This is a genomic window from Streptosporangium sp. NPDC051022, from assembly GCF_040683035.1.
Lineage (GTDB): Bacteria > Actinomycetota > Actinomycetes > Streptosporangiales > Streptosporangiaceae > Streptosporangium.
Genome location: NZ_JBFBCF010000060.1, coordinates 1 through 22,585, shown reverse-complemented (window position 1 = coordinate 22,585; position 22,585 = coordinate 1). Strand labels below are relative to the sequence as shown.

General features: G+C 70.0%; 20 protein-coding genes and 1 pseudogene. 10 read left to right on the top strand and 11 right to left on the bottom strand.

What is annotated here, in order from left to right; genetic code table 11:
* Nucleotides 1-226: 226 nt before the first annotated feature.
* Nucleotides 227-1,429 (top strand): Ig-like domain-containing protein, encoded by a 1,203-nt coding sequence (locus tag AB0N02_RS46330; protein WP_363961389.1) that lies wholly within the window; start codon nt 227-229, stop codon nt 1,427-1,429.
* Nucleotides 1,430-1,498: 69 nt separating this feature from the next.
* Here AB0N02_RS46330 and AB0N02_RS46325 read toward each other — a convergent pair whose 3' ends face one another.
* Nucleotides 1,499-2,461 (bottom strand): radical SAM protein, encoded by a 963-nt coding sequence (locus AB0N02_RS46325; protein WP_363961387.1) that lies wholly within the window; start codon nt 2,459-2,461, stop codon nt 1,499-1,501.
* Nucleotides 2,462-2,592: 131 nt separating this feature from the next.
* On the opposite strand from AB0N02_RS46325, the gene AB0N02_RS46320 reads away from it, so the two are divergent.
* From AB0N02_RS46320 to AB0N02_RS46310, 3 genes are all read left to right on the top strand, one after another.
* Entirely contained in the window at nt 2,593-2,919 is a 327-nt protein-coding gene (locus AB0N02_RS46320) for a multidrug efflux SMR transporter (protein ID WP_363961385.1), read from the top strand.
* A gap of 55 nt (nt 2,920-2,974) precedes the next feature.
* Entirely contained in the window at nt 2,975-3,544 is a 570-nt protein-coding gene (locus tag AB0N02_RS46315) for a GNAT family protein (protein ID WP_363961383.1), read from the top strand.
* Between the two features lie 157 nt (nt 3,545-3,701).
* A complete protein-coding gene (locus tag AB0N02_RS46310; RefSeq protein ID WP_363961381.1) occupies nt 3,702-4,019 on the top strand; it encodes a DUF952 domain-containing protein in 318 nt (105 codons plus the stop codon).
* A 16-nt stretch (nt 4,020-4,035) separates the two neighbouring features.
* On the opposite strand, the gene AB0N02_RS46305 is transcribed toward AB0N02_RS46310, so the two are convergent.
* The 3 genes from AB0N02_RS46305 to AB0N02_RS46295 are packed head-to-tail and all read right to left on the bottom strand — an operon-like array spanning nt 4,036 to nt 6,520.
* Nucleotides 4,036-4,827 (bottom strand): ABC transporter permease, encoded by a 792-nt coding sequence (locus tag AB0N02_RS46305; protein WP_363961379.1) that lies wholly within the window; start codon nt 4,825-4,827, stop codon nt 4,036-4,038.
* 15 nt (nt 4,828-4,842) lie between these two features.
* Nucleotides 4,843-5,601, bottom strand: a complete 759-nt coding sequence (locus AB0N02_RS46300; RefSeq protein ID WP_363961377.1) for an ABC transporter permease — start codon at nt 5,599-5,601, stop codon at nt 4,843-4,845.
* A 1-nt stretch (nt 5,602) separates the two neighbouring features.
* Complete coding sequence (locus AB0N02_RS46295) at nt 5,603-6,520, bottom strand: ABC transporter ATP-binding protein (protein WP_363961375.1); 918 nt, start codon at nt 6,518-6,520, stop codon at nt 5,603-5,605.
* 163 nt (nt 6,521-6,683) lie between these two features.
* Here AB0N02_RS46295 and AB0N02_RS46290 point away from each other — a divergent pair, with 163 nt between their 5' ends.
* Nucleotides 6,684-6,947, top strand: a complete 264-nt coding sequence (locus AB0N02_RS46290) for a hypothetical protein (protein ID WP_363961373.1) — start codon at nt 6,684-6,686, stop codon at nt 6,945-6,947.
* A gap of 38 nt (nt 6,948-6,985) precedes the next feature.
* On the opposite strand, the gene AB0N02_RS46285 is transcribed toward AB0N02_RS46290, so the two are convergent.
* From AB0N02_RS46285 to AB0N02_RS46270, 4 genes are all read right to left on the bottom strand, one after another.
* Nucleotides 6,986-8,011: a tyrosine-type recombinase/integrase gene (locus AB0N02_RS46285; protein WP_363961371.1), complete on the bottom strand. Its 1,026-nt coding sequence runs from the start codon at nt 8,009-8,011 to the stop codon at nt 6,986-6,988.
* Nucleotides 8,012-8,380: 369 nt separating this feature from the next.
* The gene (locus AB0N02_RS46280; protein WP_363961369.1) at nt 8,381-8,890 is read right to left on the bottom strand and encodes a flavin reductase family protein; all 510 of its coding nucleotides are present in this window, start codon (nt 8,888-8,890) and stop codon (nt 8,381-8,383) included.
* 72 nt (nt 8,891-8,962) lie between these two features.
* Nucleotides 8,963-11,071 (bottom strand): tetratricopeptide repeat protein, encoded by a 2,109-nt coding sequence (locus AB0N02_RS46275; RefSeq protein ID WP_363961367.1) that lies wholly within the window; start codon nt 11,069-11,071, stop codon nt 8,963-8,965.
* 12 nt (nt 11,072-11,083) lie between these two features.
* Nucleotides 11,084-12,352 carry a hypothetical protein gene (locus AB0N02_RS46270; protein ID WP_363961365.1) on the bottom strand — a complete coding sequence of 423 codons (1,269 nt, stop codon included), beginning with the start codon at nt 12,350-12,352 and terminating at the stop codon, nt 11,084-11,086.
* Nucleotides 12,353-12,815: 463 nt separating this feature from the next.
* Here AB0N02_RS46270 and AB0N02_RS46265 point away from each other — a divergent pair, with 463 nt between their 5' ends.
* Nucleotides 12,816-15,176 (top strand): AfsR/SARP family transcriptional regulator, encoded by a 2,361-nt coding sequence (locus tag AB0N02_RS46265; protein ID WP_363961363.1) that lies wholly within the window; start codon nt 12,816-12,818, stop codon nt 15,174-15,176.
* Nucleotides 15,177-15,291: 115 nt separating this feature from the next.
* Here the strand turns inward: AB0N02_RS46265 and AB0N02_RS46260 are convergent, their stop codons facing one another.
* Together AB0N02_RS46260 and AB0N02_RS46255 are read right to left on the bottom strand one after the other, a co-directional pair.
* A complete protein-coding gene (locus tag AB0N02_RS46260) occupies nt 15,292-16,425 on the bottom strand; it encodes an alpha/beta hydrolase (RefSeq protein ID WP_363961361.1) in 1,134 nt (377 codons plus the stop codon).
* On the bottom strand, nt 16,422-17,591 hold the full coding sequence (locus AB0N02_RS46255; protein ID WP_363961359.1) for a cupin domain-containing protein: 1,170 nt from the start codon (nt 17,589-17,591) through the stop codon (nt 16,422-16,424). Before AB0N02_RS46255 ends, AB0N02_RS46260 begins: the two co-directional genes overlap by 4 nt.
* A 145-nt stretch (nt 17,592-17,736) precedes the next feature.
* Between AB0N02_RS46255 and AB0N02_RS46250 the strand changes: the two genes are divergently transcribed.
* Together AB0N02_RS46250 and AB0N02_RS46245 are read left to right on the top strand one after the other, a co-directional pair.
* Nucleotides 17,737-19,404 carry an FAD-dependent monooxygenase gene (locus AB0N02_RS46250; RefSeq protein ID WP_363961357.1) on the top strand — a complete coding sequence of 556 codons (1,668 nt, stop codon included), beginning with the start codon at nt 17,737-17,739 and terminating at the stop codon, nt 19,402-19,404.
* Nucleotides 19,405-19,412: 8 nt separating this feature from the next.
* Nucleotides 19,413-19,610 (top strand): DUF2783 domain-containing protein, encoded by a 198-nt coding sequence (locus tag AB0N02_RS46245; protein ID WP_363961355.1) that lies wholly within the window; start codon nt 19,413-19,415, stop codon nt 19,608-19,610.
* Here the strand turns inward: AB0N02_RS46245 and AB0N02_RS46240 are convergent.
* Nucleotides 19,599-20,306 (bottom strand): helix-turn-helix domain-containing protein, encoded by a 708-nt coding sequence (locus AB0N02_RS46240; RefSeq protein ID WP_363961353.1) that lies wholly within the window; start codon nt 20,304-20,306, stop codon nt 19,599-19,601. The genes AB0N02_RS46245 and AB0N02_RS46240 overlap by 12 nt on opposite strands.
* A gap of 103 nt (nt 20,307-20,409) precedes the next feature.
* On the opposite strand from AB0N02_RS46240, the gene AB0N02_RS46235 reads away from it, so the two are divergent.
* Both AB0N02_RS46235 and AB0N02_RS46230 read left to right on the top strand, forming a co-directional pair.
* Nucleotides 20,410-22,296 (top strand): 2-oxoacid:acceptor oxidoreductase subunit alpha, encoded by a 1,887-nt coding sequence (locus AB0N02_RS46235; protein ID WP_363961351.1) that lies wholly within the window; start codon nt 20,410-20,412, stop codon nt 22,294-22,296.
* 26 nt (nt 22,297-22,322) lie between these two features.
* Nucleotides 22,323-22,585 (top strand): annotated as a pseudogene (locus tag AB0N02_RS46230) (2-oxoacid:ferredoxin oxidoreductase subunit beta); the annotation flags it as partial.

Genomic DNA, 22,585 nt, shown 5'->3' with positions numbered 1-22,585 from the left:
CGCTCCCGCACCCACCGCATGCCCCGGCCGGAGCCGTTGACGCGCCCGCGGCGGCACCGATCACGCCCGTGTACCGCACCGGCGGCATACGCCCTGCTCGGCCCCCTCACGCACGGCCACCGAGAAGTGATGCAAACGTGACCCAAGTCGTACGAACCATGCGCTCCCCATATGCATCACCTATTAAAGTTTTTAGACGCACTTTGTGGTCGTGGGGGAGAAAGCTGTGCCGAACGTGGAACGTCGTGGTCTCAGGACACCGATGGCCGGGATCGCCCTGGCCGCCATCGGAATGCTCGCCGCCGCCTGCTCAGGCGGCTCACCCGCCACGAACCCCCAAGCCGGCGCCAGCCCCGGCGTCTCCACCGTGCAGCCCCCTGCCGCCCCGGTGATCAAAATCAGCCCCGCCGAGGGCGGCGCCCCCGTCCGCCCGGACAGGAAGGTCGTCATCACCGTCTCCAACGGGGCGCTGGAGGAGGTCACCGTGCAAGGCGGCGGCCACCGGCTGGAGGGCGACTTCGACGCCCGCCGCACCAAGTGGGTCTCCACGGTGCCGCTGATGCCCTCCAGCACCTACAACGTCTCGGCGCGCACGGTGGACGGCACGACCGCAACCGGCTCCTTCACAACCCTCAAGCCCAAGGTCGAACTGGCCGTGGCGGACGTGACCCCCTCCATCAAGGGAGAGAAGGTCGGCGTGGGGGCGCCGATCATCGTCACCTTCAACCAGCAGATCACCAACAAGGCCGCCGTGGAGAAGGCCCTGGAGGTCAAGGCCGAAAAGCCCGTCACCGGGGCCTGGCGGTGGATCAACGACACCACCGTGATCTACCGCACCGCCAGGCTCTGGCCCGCCCACCAGAAGGTGACCTTCACCGCCCGCATCAAGGGCGTGCGGGGCGGCAAGGACATGTACGGCGTCAAGGACCTCACCAAGGTCATCCAGATCGGCGCGGCCCAGATCTCCACCGTCGACACCCGCAAGCACAAGATGATCGTCAAGCGCGACGGCAAGATCGTGCAGACCATGCTGATCAGCGCGGGCAAGGGAGACACCCGGGAGTACACCACCACCAGCGGCGTGCACCTGGCCATGGGCAAGGCCAACCCCGAGCGGATGATCTCCCCCGGCCGCAAGAAGGGCGACCCCGGCTACTACGACCTGATGATCGGCCATGCCGTGCGCTTCTCCAACAGCGGAGAGTACGTCCACGCGCTGAACAACGTCTGGGCCCAGGGCCGCCAGAACGTCAGCCACGGCTGCGTCAACGCCCGCCCCGACCAGGCCAAGTGGTTCTACGAGCAGGTCCAGCGCGGCGACGTGATCACCATCACCGGCACCACCCGCGACCTGGAGTGGAACAACGGCTGGGGCTTCTGGCAGATGCCGTTCAAGGAGTGGCGGAAGGGCAGCGCCCTCAAGGCGTGACGGGCGGCCCGGGCGGCCCGTCTCCCTCGCTGTCCGCACCGCCGGGGGGTCGCAGCGGGGACGGCCGGCTCACAGCAGGGTCAGCTGGGGAGGAGCGGGCAACGCCAGCGGCAGGGGCTGCTCGGGCCGGGTCGGGCTCATGCCGTAGCGGGCCGCCAGCTGCAGGGCCTGACCGGTGACACGCCGCACATAACCGGGATCGGCCTCCGGCCCCGCACCGTACAGCTCGTCGTAGCGGGTCACCAGCGCCGGGTGGTGCTCCCGCACCCAGGCCATGTACCACTGCCGGGCACCGGGCGGCAGACGCAGCACCTGCGGGCTGAGACTGACGGCCCCGGCGGCCGCCGCACGCCGGACGGTGGCGGCCAGCTGGTCGGGGGAGTCGGTCAGCAACGGCAGGATCGGCGCCATCGCCACCCCGCAGGGCACACCGCGCTCGTTGAGCTCGGCCACCAGCTCCAGCCGCTTCTGCGCCCCGGGCGCGCCCGGCTCCACCGTCCGGCGGATCCGGTCGTCGACGAAGGCCACCGAGACCACCACACCGGCACCGGGGGCCGCGGCCAGCAACTCCGCATCACGCAGGATCAGCGTGCTCTTGGTGTGCACGGTGAAAGGCGCCCCGGCCTCGCGCAGCGCGGCCACCACACCCGGCATCAGCCGGTAGACCTCCTCGGCGCTCTGGTAGCAGTCACCGGTCAGGCCGACGTCGACGTGCTCACCGTCCCATCGGGAGGCCAGATCCGCGCGCAGCCGCCGCACGATGTTGGCGCGCACCACGATCCGGGAGTCGAAGTCGGCGCCGGAGTCCAGTCCGAGGTAGCGGTGGCCTCGCCGTACCGAGCAATAACGGCACGCCTGGGCGCAGCCCCGATAGGGGCTGACCGCCCAGCCGCCGGGGGTGCGCTCGAGCGCGGTGCGGGCCTGCACCTCGTAACAGGTCAGCGCACCGTGAACCCGGACCACCGCGGCGCGCTCGATTCGCGGCCGGGTCTCGGCGGGCTCGGCGAGCAGAGCGGGCGCCTCCCAACGCATGCCGATCAGTGGAACACGCTTTCGACACCCCTCGCAAGTGGAACCACAGCGACCAGACCGGAACCCCCCACGCAGACCGCCCGAAAACCGGTACGGTCATAGCCGGTTGTGGACCGATCCGGGGGAGCACCATGGCGTGGCTGATTCTAGCGGGAGCGATCATCGCCGAGATCACGGCGACCACCGCCCTCAAACTGAGCGACGGCTTCACGCACAAGGGCTGGTCGCTGGCGGTGGTGGCCGGCTACGCCGCGGCCTTCGCCCTGCTGGGATGGGCACTGAAACTGCAGATGGAGGTCGGCACCGCCTACGCCGTCTGGTCCGGAGCCGGCACCGCGGTGATCGCCGCGATCGGCGTGCTGTTCCTCGGCGAGACCTTCAGCCTGACCAAGATCGCCGGCATCGCCCTCATCATCGGCGGGGTGGTGGTGCTCAACCTCGCCGGAGGCACCCACTGAGCCGCCCCCGCGATAACGTGTGGCCCGCCGCCCGCCACCCCTCTACCCTGACCGGGTGCTGAAACCCTCCTACCCGATCCGCACCCCCCGCCTGCTCCTGCGCCCCTTCACCCACCGCGACCTGCGGGCACTGCACGCCTTCCACTCACTGCCCGAAGTCGCCCGCTACCTGTACTGGGGACCCCGCGACCTCGAACAGACCGCCGAGGCACTCGAAACCAAGATCAAACAGACGGAGCTGACCCAAGAGGGACAGGCCCTGACCCTGGCGGTGGAACTGGCCGCCACCGGCGAACTGATCGGCGACTGCGTGCTGTTCTGGCACAGCGGCCAACACCGCGGCGGAGAGATCGGCTACGTCCTCCACCCCCGCCACCACGGCAGGGGATACGCCGTCGAGACCGCCACAGCCCTGCTCGACCTGGGCTTCGACGGCCTGGAACTGCACCGCGTCACCGGCCGCCTCGACGGCCGCAACACGGCCTCCGCACGCGTCCTGGAACGCCTCGGCATGCGCAGGGAGGCCCATCTCGTGGAGAACGAGATCGTCAAGGGCGAATGGACCGACGAACTGATCTACGCGATCCTGCGCCGCGAATGGCACGCCCGCCGCCACACCCCCTGAGCCGCCCCCTGAGCCGCCCCCTGCGAGCAACCCGAGGCCGGCGCCCACACCGACGGCGCCGCCCTCCGGCCCGCCGCCCCCACACCGGACTCCAATATCCTCTGCGGCAGCGTGAAACGCGACGCCGCCCGCCCCCCACCACCACGGAGGCCACCCCATGACCATCCTGCACCTGGCCCTGACCGCCGACTGGCACGCGGCCCAGAAAGCGGGGGAGTACCGCGTCTCCACCCTCGGCCGCACCCTCGAACAGGAGGGATTCATCCACGCCTGCACCGACCACACCCAGCTGCGAGGAGTCGTCCAGCGGTTCTACCGCCACGTCACCGACCCGCTCGTCCTCCTCGGCATCGACCCCACCGGCCTGGACGTCCGGATGGAGATCCCCGCCGACTCCGCCGAAGCCTTCCCCCACATCTACGGCCCGCTCCCGATCACCTCCGTCGTCTCCGCCACCCCCTTCACCATCCCCTGACAGGCCGCCCCCACCTCTACACACACAGCCGGCGCTCCACCCGCCGCGCCGCGAACACCAGCCCGACGACCGCCATCACCAGCAAATACGCCGCATGTCCCAGCGACCCCCAGCCGGGCTCACCGATCGCCAGCCCCCGCACCAGCTCCACCGCGTGATACAGCGGAGTCACCTCCACCACCGTCGCCAGCACCGGGGGATAGTCCTGCACCGGCGAGAACGTCCCCGAGAACAGGAACAGCGCGAACTGCCCCGTGTTCAGCATGTCGAAGTCCTGCCAGCCCCGCATCACCGTGCTGATCGCCATCCCGGCCCCGCCGAACGCCACCCCCACCAGCAACGTCGCCGGAAACGCCGCCAGCGCCCACCCCACCTGCACCAGCCCCAGCGCCACCATCACCACCAGGAACGCACCGGTGTACACCGAACTGCGCACCATCGCCCACGCCAGCTCGCCCACCGCGATCTCGAACGGCCTCACCGGCGTCGCCAAAATCGCCTCGAACGTCTTGGAGTACTTCATCTTGAAGAAGAAGTTGAAGGTGGTCTCCGCCAACGCCCCCGACATCGCCGAGACGGCCAGCATCGCCGGAGCGACGAACACGGCGTAGTCCACCACCCGGCCACCCGGCAGCCGCAGATCACCGACCAGCGCCCCCACCCCGACACCGATCGACAGCAGGTACAGCAGCGGCTCGAAGAAACCCGAGACCAGCACCAGCCAGTACGACGGCCCCGACCGCAGCGCCCCCACGTTACGGCTCACCACCGCACCCACCCGGGAAGGCGACACCCGGGCGGCCAACATCGCAGAAACCATGTCTCAGTCCCGAAGTCGCTTACGGAAGGCGGCGACCGCCCAGGTCACACCGCCCACGACGAACACCAGCAGACCCGCCACGTGCGCCCACACCGGCCACGGGGGAGAGGCCCCCAGCGTCGCGGCCCGGCCCAGCTCCACCCCGTGCCACAGCGGCGACGCATACGCCAGCGGGCGCACCACCTGCGGCAACTGCTCCACCGGGAAGAACACCCCGGCGAACAACGTCGAAGGAATCATCACGAACCGAAACAGCAACGCGAAATAACTGTCGTGACGGATGCTCGCCGAGAACGCCATCACCGGCGCCGCCGCCGCCAGCGCGACCAACGCCGCGATCACCGGAGTCACCACCGCCCACGGCGAGCGCAACGCGCCGAACAACCCCGTGACCCCCAGGAAGACCAGCGCCGCGACCTCCACCCGCAACAGCACGTACAGCAGCCAGCCCGCCACCATGTGCCGGATCTCCACCGGAGTGGCCCGCATCGTGTGATAGCCGCGCACCCACTGGAAGTCACCCAGGATCGAATACGTCGACTCGCCCGCCGCCATCTGAAACGCCGTCGAGGCCATCACCCCCGGCGCGATCCACGCCAGGTAGTCCACCCCGCCGATCCCCTCGACATGCCTCCCCACCCCGATCCCGATGCTGACCAGGAACAACACCGGCAGCACGAAGGAGGAGAACACCGACGCCCGCCACAGCCGCCGATACAGGGAGAGATGCCGCTCCAGCACCGCAACCGTCGGATGGACCATCTCAATCCACCAGCGTCCGGCCGGTCAGCTGCAGGAACACATCCTCCAGCGACGAACGGCGCACCAGCACACTCGAAGGCGTCAGCCCCCGCCGATGCACCTCCGCCACCGCCGCGTCCCCGTCCTCGGCGTACAGCAGAACCCGATCCGGCAACGGATCGACCCGCCCGATCCCCGCCAGCTTGCCGCTGTAGTCCACCTCGTCGGCGAACCGCAACTCCACCACCTCGGGCGTGGAATACCGCTCGATCAGCGAACGCGGCGACCCCTCCGCCACGATCCGCCCGCCGTCCATCACCACCAGCCGATCGCACAGCTGCTCGGCCTCGTCCATGTAGTGCGTGGTCAGAACCAGCGTCGTGCCCCCCTGCTTCAACCGGAACAACCGCTCCCACAGCAGATGCCGCGCCTGCGGATCCAGCCCGGTCGTCGGCTCGTCCAGCAGCACCAGATCAGGGTCGTTCACCATCGCCCGGGCGATCGTCAGCCGCCGCTTCATCCCCCCCGACAGCGGCTCGACCCTGCTCGTGGCCTTCTCCCTCAGCTGCACGAAGTCCAGCAACTCCTCGGCCCGCTGCCGCGCCCGCGCCCTCGACAACCCGAAATAGCGCGCATAAGTCGTCAGGTTCTCCCGCACATTCAGATCCGGATCCAAATTGTCCAGCTGCGGGCACACCCCCAGCCGCGCCCGGATCCTCGCACCCTCCCGCACCGGATCCATCCCCAAAATCCGCAGCTCACCGGAGGTCGGCATCGAAACACAGCCGATCATGCGCATCGTCGAGGACTTACCGGCCCCGTTCGGCCCCAGAAACCCGAAGGCCTCTCCCGGCGCCACCTCCAGGTCGATCCCGTCGACCGCGACGAAATCACCGAACCGTTTGACCAGCCCCCGCGCGCGAATAAGAGGTTCAGACACGCCCTGGACCGTAACAGAGGCCTACGACACTTCCACAAGCGATTATCGAACCGCCCCGCCGAACCCCCATCCCCTGAAACCCGAACATCGCACTCGCCCCGCCCCGCGAATTCCCTCCCGTACCCAACCCCCACACCTCACCCCACAGAGGTACGCTCACCCCATGTCCAACCTGATCGTCACCATCCTCCTCACGGCGATCCTCGTGGTGGTGATCGTCGGCCTGATCGTCCTCGCCGTACGACTGGCCCAGCGCCCCCGCAACACCCTCTTCGGCGGCGGCCTCGGCCCCGAACTCATCGAACAGGTCCTCCAGCTCAAAGCCGCCGACGAATTCGACCAGGCCGTCTTCCTCGTCCGCGGCCAGACCGGCATGAGCCACCGCGCCGCCGCACGCCTGGTCAGAAGAGTCCGGCCACCCGCCTGAAAGACCGCCGGCCCCACCGTCGGCCCCACCACCGGCCCCTACGCATCCCCGCCGCCGCCGTCGTCGTCACGGTCCAGCAACCGGTCGAGCACACCGTAGGCCGGATTACCCCGCGCCGCCTGACGCACCTCACGCGCCGTGGACGCCACATAGGCCTGTCCCGTCACGATCGAGGAATGCCCCAGCAACTCCATCAACTCATGAGCCGAGGCACCACGCTCGGCCAGCCTGGTCGCAAACTCATGACGCAGCGCGTGCACCAGCGTGCCCTTCTGCACCCGATCGTGAACCCCCGCGTACCGGTAACACTGCCGCACCAGGTACTGCAGCCCGCCCCGGCGCAGCGGCTCGTTGCGCGTGTCGACGAGCAACGCCGCCGAGTGGGGGAGTGAGGCAAGCCCGAAACGCACCATACGACTGTGCAGATATCGCCCGACAAGCTCCTCGACCGGCGGCTCGATCGGCAGTGACCGCGTCCTGCCCCCCTTGCCGACCACCTGCACCCGCCGATCACCGGCGGAACCGCCGATCGACCCCAGCGTCAGCCCCAGCAACTCCGCCGAGCGCATCCCGGTGACCAGCGCCAGCCCCAGCACCACCAGATCACGCTCCACCCACGGATCACGAGCCTTACGGGCCCCCGCCGCGACCCGCTCCAGCAGCGTCGCCGACGCCGACCCGTCACCCAGCAAAGGCTTGGGCGCCTTGGCGGGCTGCCTGGGCCGGGGGACCGCCGCCATGGGATTGCCCTCCAGCATCCCCTCGGCGACACAGAACGTCAGAAACTGGTTCCACGCGCTCCACGCGCGATTGACACTGGCCGCCGAACGGTCGTCGGCGAAATCGGCGAACGCCCCCCTGATCAGACGCCCCGTCAAACGGCGCACCTCGAGGTCGGCCATCGCCACCCCGTCCCGCTCGGCGGCAAGCCTGGCGACGATCCGCAGGTCACTGTCGTATCCGGCGATCGTGTGGGAGGAGAGCTTCTTCGTCCGCAGCGACGACAGGAACTCCGCCGACGCCTCCGGCACGCGCATGAGCACCAGCGGATCACGACCATCCATCGCGACCTCCGTACCCGAAGGAAAAGATCACCCACAACCGACGCATATGCGATTATGCATCAAACATCCCGCCAAGACCCGCAACCCACCGGCCCGGCCTCCATCGCGGCGACCGGGCAAGGGAAAACGGCCCTCACCGGACGGCCCTCACCGGACGGGCCGGCGCCTCCCGGGCCCGAGGCGTGCGGGCGGCCTTCCCGCCGCGACCACCGGCACCCGGCACCCGGCACCCGGAAACAGGATCCGCAGCAGGACGGCGAAGGCGAGCCCCGGACGGCCCGCCCGGAGGAGCGGGGCACAAATGCTGCATAAGTAAAATTATGCAGCAATCACCGGCATCAGGCCCCGGAAAGGAGCCCCACCGGACCGTCACGACGCCGAAACCACCCGCCCCGCATCCTCCGCGACAGCAGGCCGGGCGAAAACACGATCGCAGTACACCAGCGCCGGACGATCACCCCGCGCCACGGCCTCCACCCGGCCCACCAGAATGCTGTGATCGCCACCGTCGAGCACCTCGTGCATGGAACACCCCAGCCGCGCCGCCGCCCCCGGCACCCCGGGAAGCCCCAGCTCGGCCACGACCGTGTCCCCGGCCTCGAACCGATCCACCCCGGAGGCGGCGAAACGCGCCGCGACACCGGCCTGCCCGCACGCCAGGACACTGACCAGAAAACACCGCGAGAAGGCGAACGCCTCGTACGTACTGGCCTCCTTGCCCAGACAGACCAGCACCAGCGGCGGATCGGCCGACAACGACACGAAGGAACTGGCGGTGAACCCCCAGCGGCGCCCGGAGCCGTCGACGGTGGTCACCACCGCCACCGGCCCCGGCACCCGCGCCATGGCCCCGGCGAACTGCTCGAAACTAACCGGCATCGGCACACCCCGATCCCGGCGGAACCGGCCCGGCCCGCCCCGCCGACCACAGCGCCACCACGCCCCGCCCCTTCAGGACCGGCCCAGCGCCACCAGACACGAACTCAGCCGCTCCCGGCTCTCCTCGTCATCGGCGACCGCCAGCACGGCCTCGTAGTCGGCGACCGCCTCACCGTAACGCCCGCACTCCTGATAGACGACGGCCCGGTTGAAACGAACCTCGGGCGCGTCGCTCAGCTCCACCGCCCGCTCCAGATCACGCGCCGCCCCCTCCAGGTCACCGCCGCCGTAGGCGAGCTCCCCGCGCAGCGCCCACGCCTCGGCCAGCCGCCCGTCACGATCGAGCGCCTCCGACAGCGCCCGCAGGGCCTCGTCCACCTCACCGCGCTCGGCCAGCAACTGACCCCGCAGGCACAGCAGGTGCGCGTTCCCCGGAGCCAGGACCAGCCCCGCGGTCACATCCCGCCAGGCCTCCTCACCCCTGCCCAGCTGCTGCAACAGCGCCGCCCGGTTCACCCGGGCGTCGACGTGGGCCGGATCCAGCTCAAGGGTGTAGCCGAAGTCCTCCAGCGCACCCTGCGCGTCCCCCAGCTCCAGCCGGGTGTCACCGAGGTTGTAGTACGCCTCGGGGAACGGCGGCGACAGACGCAGCGCCTCACGATAGGCGGCGACCGCCTCCTCATGACGGCCCAGCCGCCGCAGGATGTTGCCCACGTTGAAGTGGTGCTCGGGAAAGTCGGGGTCGAGCTCGACGACCGACAGATAGTCCCGCAGCGACTCCTCCAACCGGCCCATCATGCCCAGCACCTGCGCCCGGTTGTAGCGCAGGACGGCACGGTGCAGGGCGTGCTCGTCCGGCCCCAGCTCCCGGTCCAGCCGGGCGATGCCCTCCTCCAGCATCCGCAGCGCCTCCGTCGCCCGGTTCTGCCGCACCTCCACCAGCGCCAGCCCGTTGTGGCCGAACACCGAGTGGAAGGCACGCCTGGACGGATCGGGCAGCAGGGAGGCGATGGCGATGGCCGTGTTCATCCACGCCCTGGCCATCCGGTAATCACGGCGCGGCTCCGGATAGTGCCGGGCGTACAGCATCGCCGTCCCGTAGGCCAGGTCCATGTGGGCCTCGGGGGCATCGGTGGCGGCCCTGGCCTCCTCGTAGACCGCCAGCGCCTCGTCGGCCCGCCCCAGGGAGGCCAGGGTGGTGCCGGTCGCGTTGGCGAAGTGCCACCACAGCTCCTCCTGGGCCGACCGGTCCACGATCGCCCTGGCCCGCAGGCCCAGGTCCGCCGCCGCCTGGTACAGGCCGATGCCGCGGCAGTGGTCCATCGCCGTGCGCAAGGCCGCCAGACCGGCGCCGGAGGGGTCGCCGCCGTGCTCGGCGTGGTACGGCACCGCCCCCAGCAGCAGGGAGAACTCTCCTTGCCCGGCCAGCACCGCGGCCCGCTCGTCGTGCAGCCGGGCCCGCTCGCCGGGGGGCAGCGCCAGATAGGCCTCCAGCAGCAGCGGGTCGTCGGCGCAGCCGTCGGCCTCCACGTAGGCCCGGGCCAGGCGGGCCCGCTCCTCCTCCGTCCCGGCCGGCGCCTCCTGCGGCGTCTCGGCCGGCGGGGCGTCGAGGGGCTCGGCGTGCTCGCCGAGGATCCGGGCCAGGGAGACGGTGATCTCACCCGGCGGGTCGGCGACCGGGTCCGTACCGGTGCCCACCACGACCGTCAGCCCCTCCAGGTCGCCGCGCCGCAGCAGGACCGCGACGAACTCCTGGTCGGTCGGGTCGGCCTCGTGCACGTTCTCCACGACGAGCGTGTGCGTCCCGCCCAGCTCCCTCAGGTAGTCGCGCAGGAACTCGGCCAGGCCGTTGGCGATGTTCAGGGTGTGCAGCCGGGAGTAGAAGCGGGTCCGCTCTCCCTTGCCCGCGGCCCACTCCAGCGTGGTCCACGCCGGGGGAACCAGGTGGGCCAGCTCCGGCGTGGTGGTCAGGATCTCGATGTTGTGCTCCGGCCCCAGCCGCGGAAGGCGCCGCAGGGCGTCCGGGAGGATCGACCGCATCAGCGTGCCCACGGCGGTGTAGGGCCCGCGCAGCCGCCGGTGGGCGTCGAGCACCGCCAGGACCGGCGGCAGGGCGAGGCGGTCCCGGAAGAGCTCGCGGTCACGCCGCCGGCCGGCCCGGATCCAGTGGTGCTTTCCCATGGCGCTCCTCTTTCAGGTGATGACGTGCGTGAACCGCTGCCGCCGGGCGCGGCGCCGGTCGCGCAGCGCCAGGACGGACAGGACGGCGAGCTGCAGCAGGATGAATCCGGAGAAGACCACCGAGTCCAGCAGTTGCGGCCAGGTCGCGCCCTGTCCCGTGAAGCGGCTGAGCACCCCGGTGAACATCCGGTACAGCATCGGCACGACCGCCACGACGAAGGTGGACAGGCTCACCGCGTAGCCGGCGACGATCAGCCAGGAGTACCACCGCGCGACGCGCCGGTCGGTGGGATGCCAGTCCGACTCGTCCAGCACCCGGTCGTGGCGGCCGAGCAGCCGGTTGACGCGGTTGCGCAGCAGGCGCGTGGCCGTGGTGTGCAGGTCCACGCAGCCGAGCGCGGTGGAGACCAGGACGTACAGGTCGGTGCGCAGGTAGAAGGAGAACTGCCACAGGATCCGCAGCAGGACGGCGAAGGCGAAGGCCAGGCAGAAGCGCCCGGTGAAGGAGAAGGCCCCGCCGGGGTCGCGGGTGAGGTCGGCCACGATGGTGAACGCGGCCATGACGACCACGTCGGCCAGCATGCCGGCCACGATCGGCAGGTACCTCTTGCGCCGGGGCACCGCCACCAGGCCGTCAAGAGAGGTCTCCAGCACGATGAAGTACAGCCTGCGCCCGATCCGCAGGCGTGAGCGCACGCCGAGCCTGCGCCCCGCCAGCGCGTGGAAGCCCTCGTGCAGCAGCAGCTGGGGAACGGCCGCGACGAACAGCGCGGCCTGCACGACGGTGTAGTACTCGGTGAAGAACACGTGCTGGTAGTTCGGCACCAGGTCCGGCCGCCGCGCCATCGCGATCAGCGCCCATCCGACGACGACCGCGTAGCAGATCCAGGCGGGGACGGAGAAGACGGCCGCGCCGAGCCGCTGCCAGCGGACGGTGCCACCGGCGCTGCCGGTGCCGCCGCCGGCCGGGGGCCGCTCGGCGTCCTGGTCGTGGCGGACGAAGCCCAGCTCCTCCAGGGCGGCGATCAGGTCGTCGATGTCGACGCTCTCGTGGTAGCGCGCGCCGTACCAGGCGGCGGCCTCCCGGGGCGGCATGCCCTCCTGAAGCCTGCGCACCAGTTCGGCCCCGTCCGGCGGGAAGACCCCGTAGGAGTCGGTGTCCGGCCTGCCCACCGTCACCTCCTCCCCGTCCGGCAGGTACACCAGCGGGTGGAGCGTCAGTGGCCGGTCGGGGGCGTGGCGGACGGCCGCTCCGTCGTTCGCGGCCTCTGTTTCGGTCACCGGGCAGCCCTTCGAGGCGTCTGGGGCGGGTGGGGGCGGGACCGGGGCGGTGGATGCGCCGGGGGTGAGACACCCGTGTCCGGCGCATCCACCGGCCGGATCAGTTGCTCTGCTTGTAGATCGAGCACGCCGCGGCGGTCAGACGGACCGGGCCGGCCTTACGGATCTTGATCTTCTTCATCTCGTACCTCCTCCGTTTCGTTGTGACCCACCCACCATGACCGCCGGTGCTGGAGGGCCGCCGCCTCCGCGCTGTACGCGCCGGCGCGCCGGCGCCGGTGCGTACAGCGCACCGTCAGCGGGGTGTCGGCGTGCGGGAGGCCGGTCTCCGCACGCTGACCGTAATCGGCCATATGACCACTAAGCCTTGCATCCTTCACAGAACTATGATTTTCGTATTTACAGGCACCTTTACAGCGCCTCTCCGTGTTTGCGGCCCTTCTATCGCTTTTATGGAGATAATGTGGCCGAAATTCGGTTCCACCTTCTGGGACCCCTCCGAATATGGCGCGGAGAAACCGAAATAAAGATCACCTCAAAGAAACAACGCACCGTCCTGGGCCTGCTCCTCCTCAAAGCCGGAGCCCCCGTCCACCGCCAGGAGATCATCGACGCCCTCTGGGGCGACGACGCCCCCGACTCCATGGTCAACCTCGTCCAGACCTACATCGGACGCCTGCGCCGCACCATCAACCCCGGCCCCACCCGCCCCGGCCCCTCCTGGCTCACCGGCCTGGGACCGGCCTACGCCATCCACCACAACCGCTGCGACATCGACCTCCTGTGCTTCCGCACGGCCGTGACCCAAGCACGCCAGGCCGCCACCCCCGGACAGACCCTGCAATCACTCCTCAACGCCCTGCGCCTGTGGCAGGGCCCCTGCCTGTCCGACCTCGACCACACCCCCAACCGCCACCCCTGGGTCCGCGCCATCGACCAGGAACGCATCACCGTCCTGCTCGAAACCGCCAGAACCGCACTCCACCTGAACCTCGCCACCGAAGTCCTCCCACACCTCCAGGCCGTCGCCGCCACCGAGCACCTCAACGAAGCCGTCCACTCATGGCTCATCCTCGCCCTGGCCGCCTCCGGAGCCCAGGCCGAGGCACTGACCGCATACGAGACCATCCGCACCCGGCTCCTCGACGAACTCGGCATCGACCCCGGCCCCCAACTCCGCGCCGCCCACCTGCGAATCCTCCGGCAGGAAACCACCCACCCCCACCCCTCCGCCCCGCCCGCCACCGCCATCCCGCCCAGCATGCTCCCCGCCGACATCGCCGACTTCACCGGACGCGAGAAACCCGCCACCCAACTGCGCGCCACACTGACCGACCGCCGCCCCGGCCCCCTCAAAAACGTCCTCATCACCGGAGCCGCCGGAACCGGCAAGACCACCCTCGCCGTCCACGTGGCCCACCAGCTGAGCGAAACCTACCCCGACGGCCAGCTCTACGCCGACCTGCGCGGCACCGACCCCCACCCGGCCGACCCCGCACGCATCCTGGCCCGGTTCCTGCTCGTACTCGGCATCCCCGAACCGGCCATCCCGCAGACCGCCGACGAACGAGCCGACCTGTACCGCTGCCGCCTCGCCGGCCGCCGCATCCTCGTCGTCCTCGACAACGCCACCGGCCAGGAACAACTGAAACCCCTCCTGCCCGGCTCACCCACCTGCACCGTCATCGCCACCAGCCGCTCACGACTGGCCGGCCTCCCCGGCGCCCACATCACCGACCTCGACGTCATGACCCCCCAGGAAGCCGAGGACATGCTCACGACCGTCCTCGGCCACGAACGCACCCTGGCCGAACCCGAGGCCACCACCCACCTCGCACAACTGTGCGGCGGCCTGCCACTGGCCCTGCGCGCCGCGGCCACCCGCCTCGCCTCCCGGCCGCACTGGAAACTCACCTACCTCGCCGAACGCCTCACCCGCAACGGCCTGGACGAACTCGCCCTGCCCTGCGCCGACCCCCGGGCCGCCATCGCCGCCGGCCATCGCCGGATCGACCCCGCCGCCCAGCGCGCCTTCCGCCTCCTCGGCCTGCTCGACATCCCCTCCTTCACCGTGTGGACGGCCGCCGCCACCCTGGAATCCTCCATGGAGACCACCGAGGAACTGCTGTGCGCCCTCACCGACGCGCGCCTGCTGGAGGCCACCGGCCCCGACACCACCGGCCACATCCGCTACCGCTTCCACCGGCTCGTCCGCCTCTACGCCCGCGAACACGCCACCGCCCAGGAGAGCGAACAGAGCGCACGCGCCGCGATCACCCGCGCCCTGGCCTCCCTGCTGGCCCTGGCCCGCGAGGCCGACGACCGGCTGACCTCACGCAGGTGCACCCCGATCCGCGGCAGGGCCCCGAGCTGGCCGCCACCGGCACACGTCTGCGACCGCTTCCTGGCCGCCCCCCACCTGTGGTTCGAAAGCGAGCTGCCGTGCCTGGTGGAGGCGGTCTCCCAGGCGTGCGCCAACGGCCTGGACGAGCTGGCCTGGGAACTGGCCGGCTCGCTGGCCAACATCACGGTGCTGTGGGAACGCTGGGGCGAGCTCGAACAGGCCCACGAGACCGCGCTGGCGGCCTGCCGCCAGGCGGGCAACCGGCTCGGCGAGGCCGTGATGCTCCGCGGGCTGGCGGAGCTTGATCATGTCCACGGGCGCGGCGGCCGGTGCCTGGACCGGCTGGCCCTGGCCCGCGATCTCTTCGCCGGGCTCGGCGTCGGGGCGGGGATCGCCGAGGCCGAGGCCCGGCTGGAGGCGGTGCGGTGCGAGGAGGACGCCGGGGTGCGGGACGTGTTCCCCACCGGAGGGATCCGCTGAGGACAGATGCGGACAGAGAGTAACCAGGAACACAAAACTTCCTATACCAGACAGAAACCCAATTCTGTCTGGTATAGGAATTCTCTTGGCGAAAGCCCTCGGAGGCGCCGGAAGATCACACCGTGGCGGCCCACTCCCTCAGCAGGCGGCAGGTGAAGGCGAGCTGCTCGGGCTGGCCGGTCAGGTAGTGGCCGCCGCCGTGGACCGCCGTGAGTTCCTTGCGGGCGTGCGGTACGGCCTCGAACAGCGTGCGGGCGTGTCCGGGATAGCACCCGGGGTCGGCGGTGCCGTACACCACGTGCACGGGGACCGACACGCCGCGCAGGCGTTCGGGGCCGTGGCCGTTGGACTCGTCCCAGCTCCACTGGCTCAGCCAGGAGCGCAGCGTGGTGAAGTGGCCGAGGGTGGCCGGTGAGAGGTTGGCGGTGTAGGGGTCGCCCCACTGGGTGGTCGCGGCGCGGTCGGACGGGTCCAGTGACAGGTCCAGGTTGCGGGGGTCGGCCATGGTGCCGTGGACGGTGAAGGGCAGGTCGGTGACGCGGCCGGCGCTGAGTTCGGGGAGTTCGCCGAGGCGTTCGCGGGCCCAGGTGGTGATCCGCCGGTTGCGGTCGATCTGTGCGGTGCGGTAGTCCCGCAGGAATTCGGGGGTGTAGGGCGGGGTGTTGCCCGGGTCGAACATGTCGAGTGCGGTGTCCCGCTGGAAGGGGTCGGTTTCGTCCAGGACGGCGGGGTCGAGTTTCTCGGTGAGGACGCTGGCCCGTCCGGGGTGGGCCATCAGCATGACGAGGGCGTCGGCCGGTGGCAGGCCGGCGGCGGTGAGGTCGGGTCCTCCCCCGCCGGGTGCGGCGGTGATGGTGGGGTGTTCGGCCTGGTTCTGGTAGAGGGCGACGAGGCCGCCGCCGCCGGAGTTGCCGACGAGGATGATCTTCTGGTAGCCCTCGGCGCGGAGGTGGTGGATCACCGAGGCGATGTCGAGGACGCAGTTTTCGAGGATCAGCGCCGATTCGTTGCCGAGGTAGCGGGTGGTCATGCCGATGGTGTCGACGCCGAGGTCGGCGAGGGGTTGCAGGGCGTAGTGGCCCATGAAGTTGGAGGAGGGGTGGATGAAGACCAGGGCGGTGTGTCCGGGCCGGGTGGCGGCGCGGTGGCGGGTGCACCACAGGACTCCCGCGCGGCGGGCGACGCCGGATTGGACGTCGGCGGAGGGGCCGCCGCGCATGGGGACGGCGAGGAGTTCGCGTCCGGTCATGTGCGTGTGCTCCAGGAGGTGATGTATCGGGGGTCTTCGATGTCGAAGGCGTTTTCGGCGATGTGCAGGGGGCGGAAGGTGTCGAGCATGACGGCGTAGTCGGAGGTGCGTTGCCCGATGCGTTCGAGGGCTTTTTCGACGGCGCCGGGCTGGGGGCCGTGGATGTGTCCGGCGGGGTGGAGGGAGATGGAGCCGCGTTCGATGCCTGAGCCGCCGCGGCTGAAGAAGTTGCCTTCGGCGTAGAAGAGGAATTCGTCGGAGTCGACGTTGGAGTGGTAGGAGGGGATGGGGACGGCTCGGGGGTCGTAGTCGAGCATTCGTGGGACGAAGTTGCAGAAGACCACGTTGGGGGCTTCGAAGGTCTGGTGGACGGGTGGTGGGCGGTGGAAGCTTCCGGTGATGGGTGAGAAGTCGTCGATGTTGAAGGCGAAGGGGTAGTTGCAGCCGAACCAGCCGACGACGTCGAAGGGGTGTCGTTCCATGGTGTAGCGGGTGAGTCCGTCGCGGTTCTTGACGAGGACGTCGACGTCGTCTTCTTCGATGAGGAGGGGCTGGTCGGGGCGGCGCAGGTCGAGCTCGAAGAAGGGCGCTTCCTGGGTGAGCTGGCCGTAGCGGGTCAGGTAGCGCTTGGGTGGGTGGATGTGTCCGGTGGTTTCGAAGGTGAGCAGGCGTAGGGGTGTGTCACCGGTGGGGATCCAGCGGTGGGTGGCGGAGGTGGGGATGATGACGTAGTCGCCTTTGCCGACGGTGAGGGTTCCGAAGACGGTTTCGACGGTGGCTTCGCCTTCGTGGATGTAGGTGAGTTCGTCGCCGACGGCGTTGCGGTAGAGGGGTGAGGGGGTGTCGGCGACGGTGTAGGAGGCGGTGACGTCTTGGTTGCCGACGAGGGTGTGTCTGCCGAGTACGGCGTCGCCGCCGGTTTTGAGGCGGGAGGTGTGGAAGAGCCTGGGCAGGAGGGGGCGGTTGGCGAGGAGGGGGGTGGGTTGGTGGTCGAGGGGGGTGACGGCGGCGATGCCGGTTGGTGCGTTTTTGTGGAAGAGGAGGGACATGTCTGAGGAGAAGCCCTCCTCCCCCATGACTTCGGTCGCGTAGAGGCCGCCGTCGGGTCGGCGGAATTGGGAGAACCGTTTTCTGGGGACGTCACCGACCCTGGTGAAGTACGGCATGTGCACCTCATCTGTTCGTTTATCGAACATATTTGCTTACTGGCGTTAAACTATGGAACATTGCCGGAAGGCGGGTCAAGGCTTGTGCCGGTTCATCCCCTGTGAGTAGATTTTTACGTCGGACGTCTGACCATTAAGGGGATCCATGGAGATCACGTTCGCCGAGTACTTCGACTACGTGCACCACGACCCGGTCCTGCCCTCCCCCGGCGCGCCGGGCGCTCCCGTCGCGATCGTCGGCGGCGGCCCCACCGGCCTGGCCCTGGCCCTCGGCCTCGCCAGGTACGGCGTGGCGTCCGTCGTCCTGGAGGCCGACGACACGGTGTGCAGCGGCAGCCGGGCGGGCGCCATCACGCGCAGGACCCTGGAGATCTTCGAGCGGCTGGGGGTCGTCGATCCCGTCCTGGCCAAGGGGTTCGCCTGGAGCACCGGGCGTACGTTCCTGCGCGACCAGGAGGTCTTCACCCTGCGCATGCCGACCGACGACGACCAGAAGTATCCGCCGGGGATGAGCCTGCAGCAGAACTACGTCGAGCAGTACCTTCTGGACGAGGTCGAGCGGTACCCCGATCTCATCGAGGTCCGCTGGCAGAACAGCCTGACGGGCCTGGAGGCGGGCCCGGACGGTGTGCGGCTGTCGGTGAGCACCCCCAAGGGCGACTACAGCATGGAGGCCGGATACGTGGTCGCCTGTGACGGCGGCCGCAGTACCGTCAGGGCCGAGCTCGGCCTGGAGATGCACGGCACCACCCACGAGGGCCGTTACGTCATCATCGACATCCGGATCGACACCGAGGGTTTCCCGATCGGGCGCAGGTGCTGGTTCGACCCGCCGTCCAACCCCGGCTCGACCCTGCTCATGTACACCAAGCCCGACAACATGGTCCGTTTCGATTACCAGTTGCGGCCGGAGGAGGACGCCGAGGAGGCGATGCGGCCGGAGAACGTGCTCCCCCGGGTGCAGCGTCACCTGGAGATGATGGGCGTCACCCGGGAGTGGGAGCCGGTGTGGCTGAGCCTGTACCGCGCGCACGCCGTCACGCTGGACGACTACCGGCACGGCCGGGTGCTGTTCGCCGGGGACGCCGCGCACCTGGTGCCGATCTTCGGTGTCCGGGGCATGAACTCCAGCCTTGACGACGCGCACAACCTCGCCTGGAAGCTGGCCCTGGTCGTGCGGGGCGTCGCGACTTCGGCCCTGCTGGACGGTTACTCCGGCGAGCGGGTGCACGCGGCGCGGGAGAACCTGCGGCTGGCCTCCAAGGGCGCGGAGTTCATGGCTCCGCCGACGGCGCCGTTCCGGCTGATGCGGGACGCGGTGCTGTCGCTGTCGCCGGGGCGTCCGTGGATCACCTCGCTGATCGATCCCCGTCAGCACTCGGCGATCCCGCTGTACGACTCGCCGCTCAACGCCTTCCCCGAGCGGTCGGCGGAGTTCGCCGACGGCCCCCGGCCGGGTGACGTTCTCCGGGAGTGCCCGCTGGTGCTGTCGGGAACCGGTACCCATCTGACGAGCCTGCTCGGGCCGCATTTCACCGCGCTGTGCTTCACCGAGGACGGCACGCTCTCCCCCGGTCTCGGCGCCGTGCTGGCGGAGCTGGCCGAGGGGCCCGTTCCCTTCGAGGCCCGGGTGATCAGCCGTGAGGCTCCCGCCGTACCGGCCGCGCACGACGCGTCCGGGCGGCTGTTCTCGATGTACGGCGCGCGGCCGGGGAGTGTGTACCTGGTCCGCCCGGACGGTCACGTGTCGGCGCGCTGGCTGCTGGCCGATCCCGATGAGCTCGTCGCCGCCGTCAGGCTGGCCACCGTTTAGGAGACGTCATGGCACTCACCGCTCAGGAACTCGACGAGGTCTACACGCGGCTCTGTTACGGGCTGTCGGAGGCCGGCGAGGAGCGTACGCCCGCCGTGCTGGCCCGGCTGGCGCTGTTGCTGATGCACGAGGTGGGGGACGCCGCTGTCGTCTCCCGGGCGATCGACGAGGCGCTCGCGCCGTCGCCGCCCGCCTCATCCTCGTAGCAGGGACTCCACCAGGCGGGCCGCCGAGCGCAGTTCGGGAACGAGGGCGACGGCCTTGTCCGCCCGGTCGGCGGGGAGCAGGGCGGTCAGGCTGGCCAGGGCCAGCCCGTCCTCTTCGAAGATCGGCACCGAGATCCCGGAGACGTTGGCGTTGAGCTCGTCGTGGGACTGGGCGTAGCCGAGTTCTTTGACGACGGCGAGGATCTCGCCGAGGCGGGCGGGGTCGTCGTGGGCGGCGAGCGCCCGTGTCACCTGTTTGTCCCCGGAGAAGGCCAGGATCGCCCTGCCGCTGGCTCCCACGGTCAGCGGGTGGCGGTCGCCGATGCTCAGCTGGATCCGGACGGGGTGGCGGTCTCCGATGGCCTGGTCCACCGCCACGGCGTCGTCTCCGTCGGCGACCGTCAGCAGGAACGTCTCCCCGTGCTGGGCGGCCAGGTCGCGCAGGACCGGCCGGGCTCTGGCCAGCATGGCGGGGCCGGCCTGGTGGACCAGGCGGAGCAGGTAGGGGCCGACGGTGTAGCGGCTGCCCTGTTTGCGGACGAATCCCCTGCGGTGCAGGGTGGCGAGCAGCCGGTGGGCGACCGTGCGGTTGCAGCCCAGCTCCCGGGAGAGGTCCTGGGCGCCGATCGGGCCGTGTTCGACCACCGCGGTGAGGATGGCCAGGGCCTGGTCGGCCGTCTTGGAGATCTCGGTCACTTCGCTCCTCAAGACTCGTACCGAGGGTATCGGAACTTCCGTCGCCTTCTTCCATTTAAGACGTCTGACGTCTTACCATACTTTTGTGAAGGAAGGTCGATCTGTGACCAAGCACGTTCAACAACTCGACCGCGTCATCATCCGGTTCGCCGGGGACTCCGGCGACGGCATGCAGCTGACCGGTGATCGTTTCACCGCGGAGACGGCGGGGTTCGGCAACGACCTGTCGACGCTGCCCAACTTCCCCGCCGAGATCCGCGCCCCCGCCGGGACGCTTCCCGGGGTCTCCAGTTTCCAGCTGCACTTCGCCGACCACGACATCCTCACCCCCGGTGACGCGCCGGACGTGCTGGTGGCGATGAACCCGGCGGCGCTGAAGGCCAACCTCGGCGACCTGCCACGCGGAGCCGGCATCATCGTCAACGTCGACGAGTTCACCAAGCGCAACCTGCAGAAGGTCGGCTACGGCGCCAGCCCCCTCGAGGACGACTCGCTCGCCGGATGGCGGGTCCACCCGGTGCCGCTGACCTCGCTGACGGTCAGGGCGCTGGAGGGCTTCGACCTGTCCAAGAAGGACGCCGAGCGCGCCAAGAACATGTTCGCCCTCGGTCTGCTGAGCTGGCTGTATCACCGGCCCGTCGAGGCGACGGTGCGGTTCGTCGAGACCAGGTTCGCCGGGAGACCCGACATCGCCAAGGCCAACGTGGCGGCCCTCCAGGCGGGCTGGAACTTCGGCGAGACCACCGAGGACTTCTCCGTCAGCTACGAGGTCAGGCCCGCCCCGCTGGCTCCGGGCATCTACCGCACCGTCACCGGGAACACCGCGCTGGCCTACGGTCTGGTGACGGCCTCCGTGCGCTCGGGCCTGCCGCTGTTCCTGGGGTCCTACCCGATCACCCCGGCCTCCGACATCCTGCACGAGCTGTCCAAGCACAAGCGGTTCGGCGTGCGCACCTTCCAGGCCGAGGACGAGATCGCCGGGGTCGGCGCCGCCCTCGGGGCCGCGTTCGGCGGGGCCCTGGGCGTCACCACCACCTCGGGTCCCGGCGTGGCGCTGAAGGCCGAGACCGTCGGCCTGGCCGTGACCACCGAGCTGCCGCTGATCGTGGTCGACGTGCAGCGGGCGGGCCCGAGCACCGGCATGCCGACCAAGACCGAGCAGACCGACCTGCTGATGGCCATGTACGGCCGCAACGGCGAGTCGCCGCTGCCCATCGTGGCGCCGTCGACGCCGTCCGACTGCTTCGACGCGGCCGTCGAGGCCGCCCGCCTGGCGGTGAAGTACCGCACGCCGGTCATGCTGCTGTCCGACGGCTATCTGGCCAACGGCTCCGAGCCCTGGGCGATCCCCTCCGCCGCCGAGTTGCCCGATCTGCGCGTCCCCTACGCCGTTCCGGTCCCGGGGCGGGAGTTCCTGCCCTACGAACGTGATCCGGTCACCCTGGCCCGGCCCTGGGCGATCCCGGGCACCGCGGGCCTGGAGCACCGGATCGGCGGCATCGAGAAGGCCGACGGCACCGGCAACATCTCCTACGACCCCGCCAACCACGACAAGATGGTCCGGCTCCGCCAGGCCAAGATCGACGGGATCGCCCAGGACATCCCACCGCTGGAGGTCGACGACCCCGACGGCGGCGCCCGGGTGCTGGTGATCGGCTGGGGCTCGACCTACGGGCCGATCGCGGCGGCCGTGCGGCGGATCAGGAGGTCCGGCGGCAAGGTCGCCCAGGCCCACCTGCGCCACCTCAACCCGCTGCCGGCCAACACCGGCGAGGTGCTGCGCTCCTACGACAAGGTGCTGCTCCCCGAGATCAACCTCGGCCAGCTCGCGCTGCTGCTGCGCGCCCGCTTCCTGGTCGACATCATCGGCCACAACCAGGTCCGCGGGCTTCCGTTCAAGGCCGGAGAGCTCGCCGGCGTGATCCAGGACGTGATCGACTCGTGCGCTCCGGCGCCGGTCTCAGACCGTGAAAGGACGGTGCCCCGGTGACCGACACCGGTCAGGCTTTCCCCGCCCTGTCCCTGGTCCCCCGGGCCGGGGCCGGGCAGACCCCCAGGGACTTCAAGTCCGACCAGGAGGTCCGCTGGTGTCCCGGTTGCGGTGACTACGCGATCCTGGCCGCGGTCCAGGGGTTCATGCCCGAACTCGGCATCCGGCGCGAGAACACCGTCTTCGTGTCCGGGATCGGCTGCTCGTCGCGGTTCCCGTACTACATGAACACCTACGGGTTCCACTCGATCCACGGCCGCGCCCCGGCGATCGCCACCGGGCTGGCCTC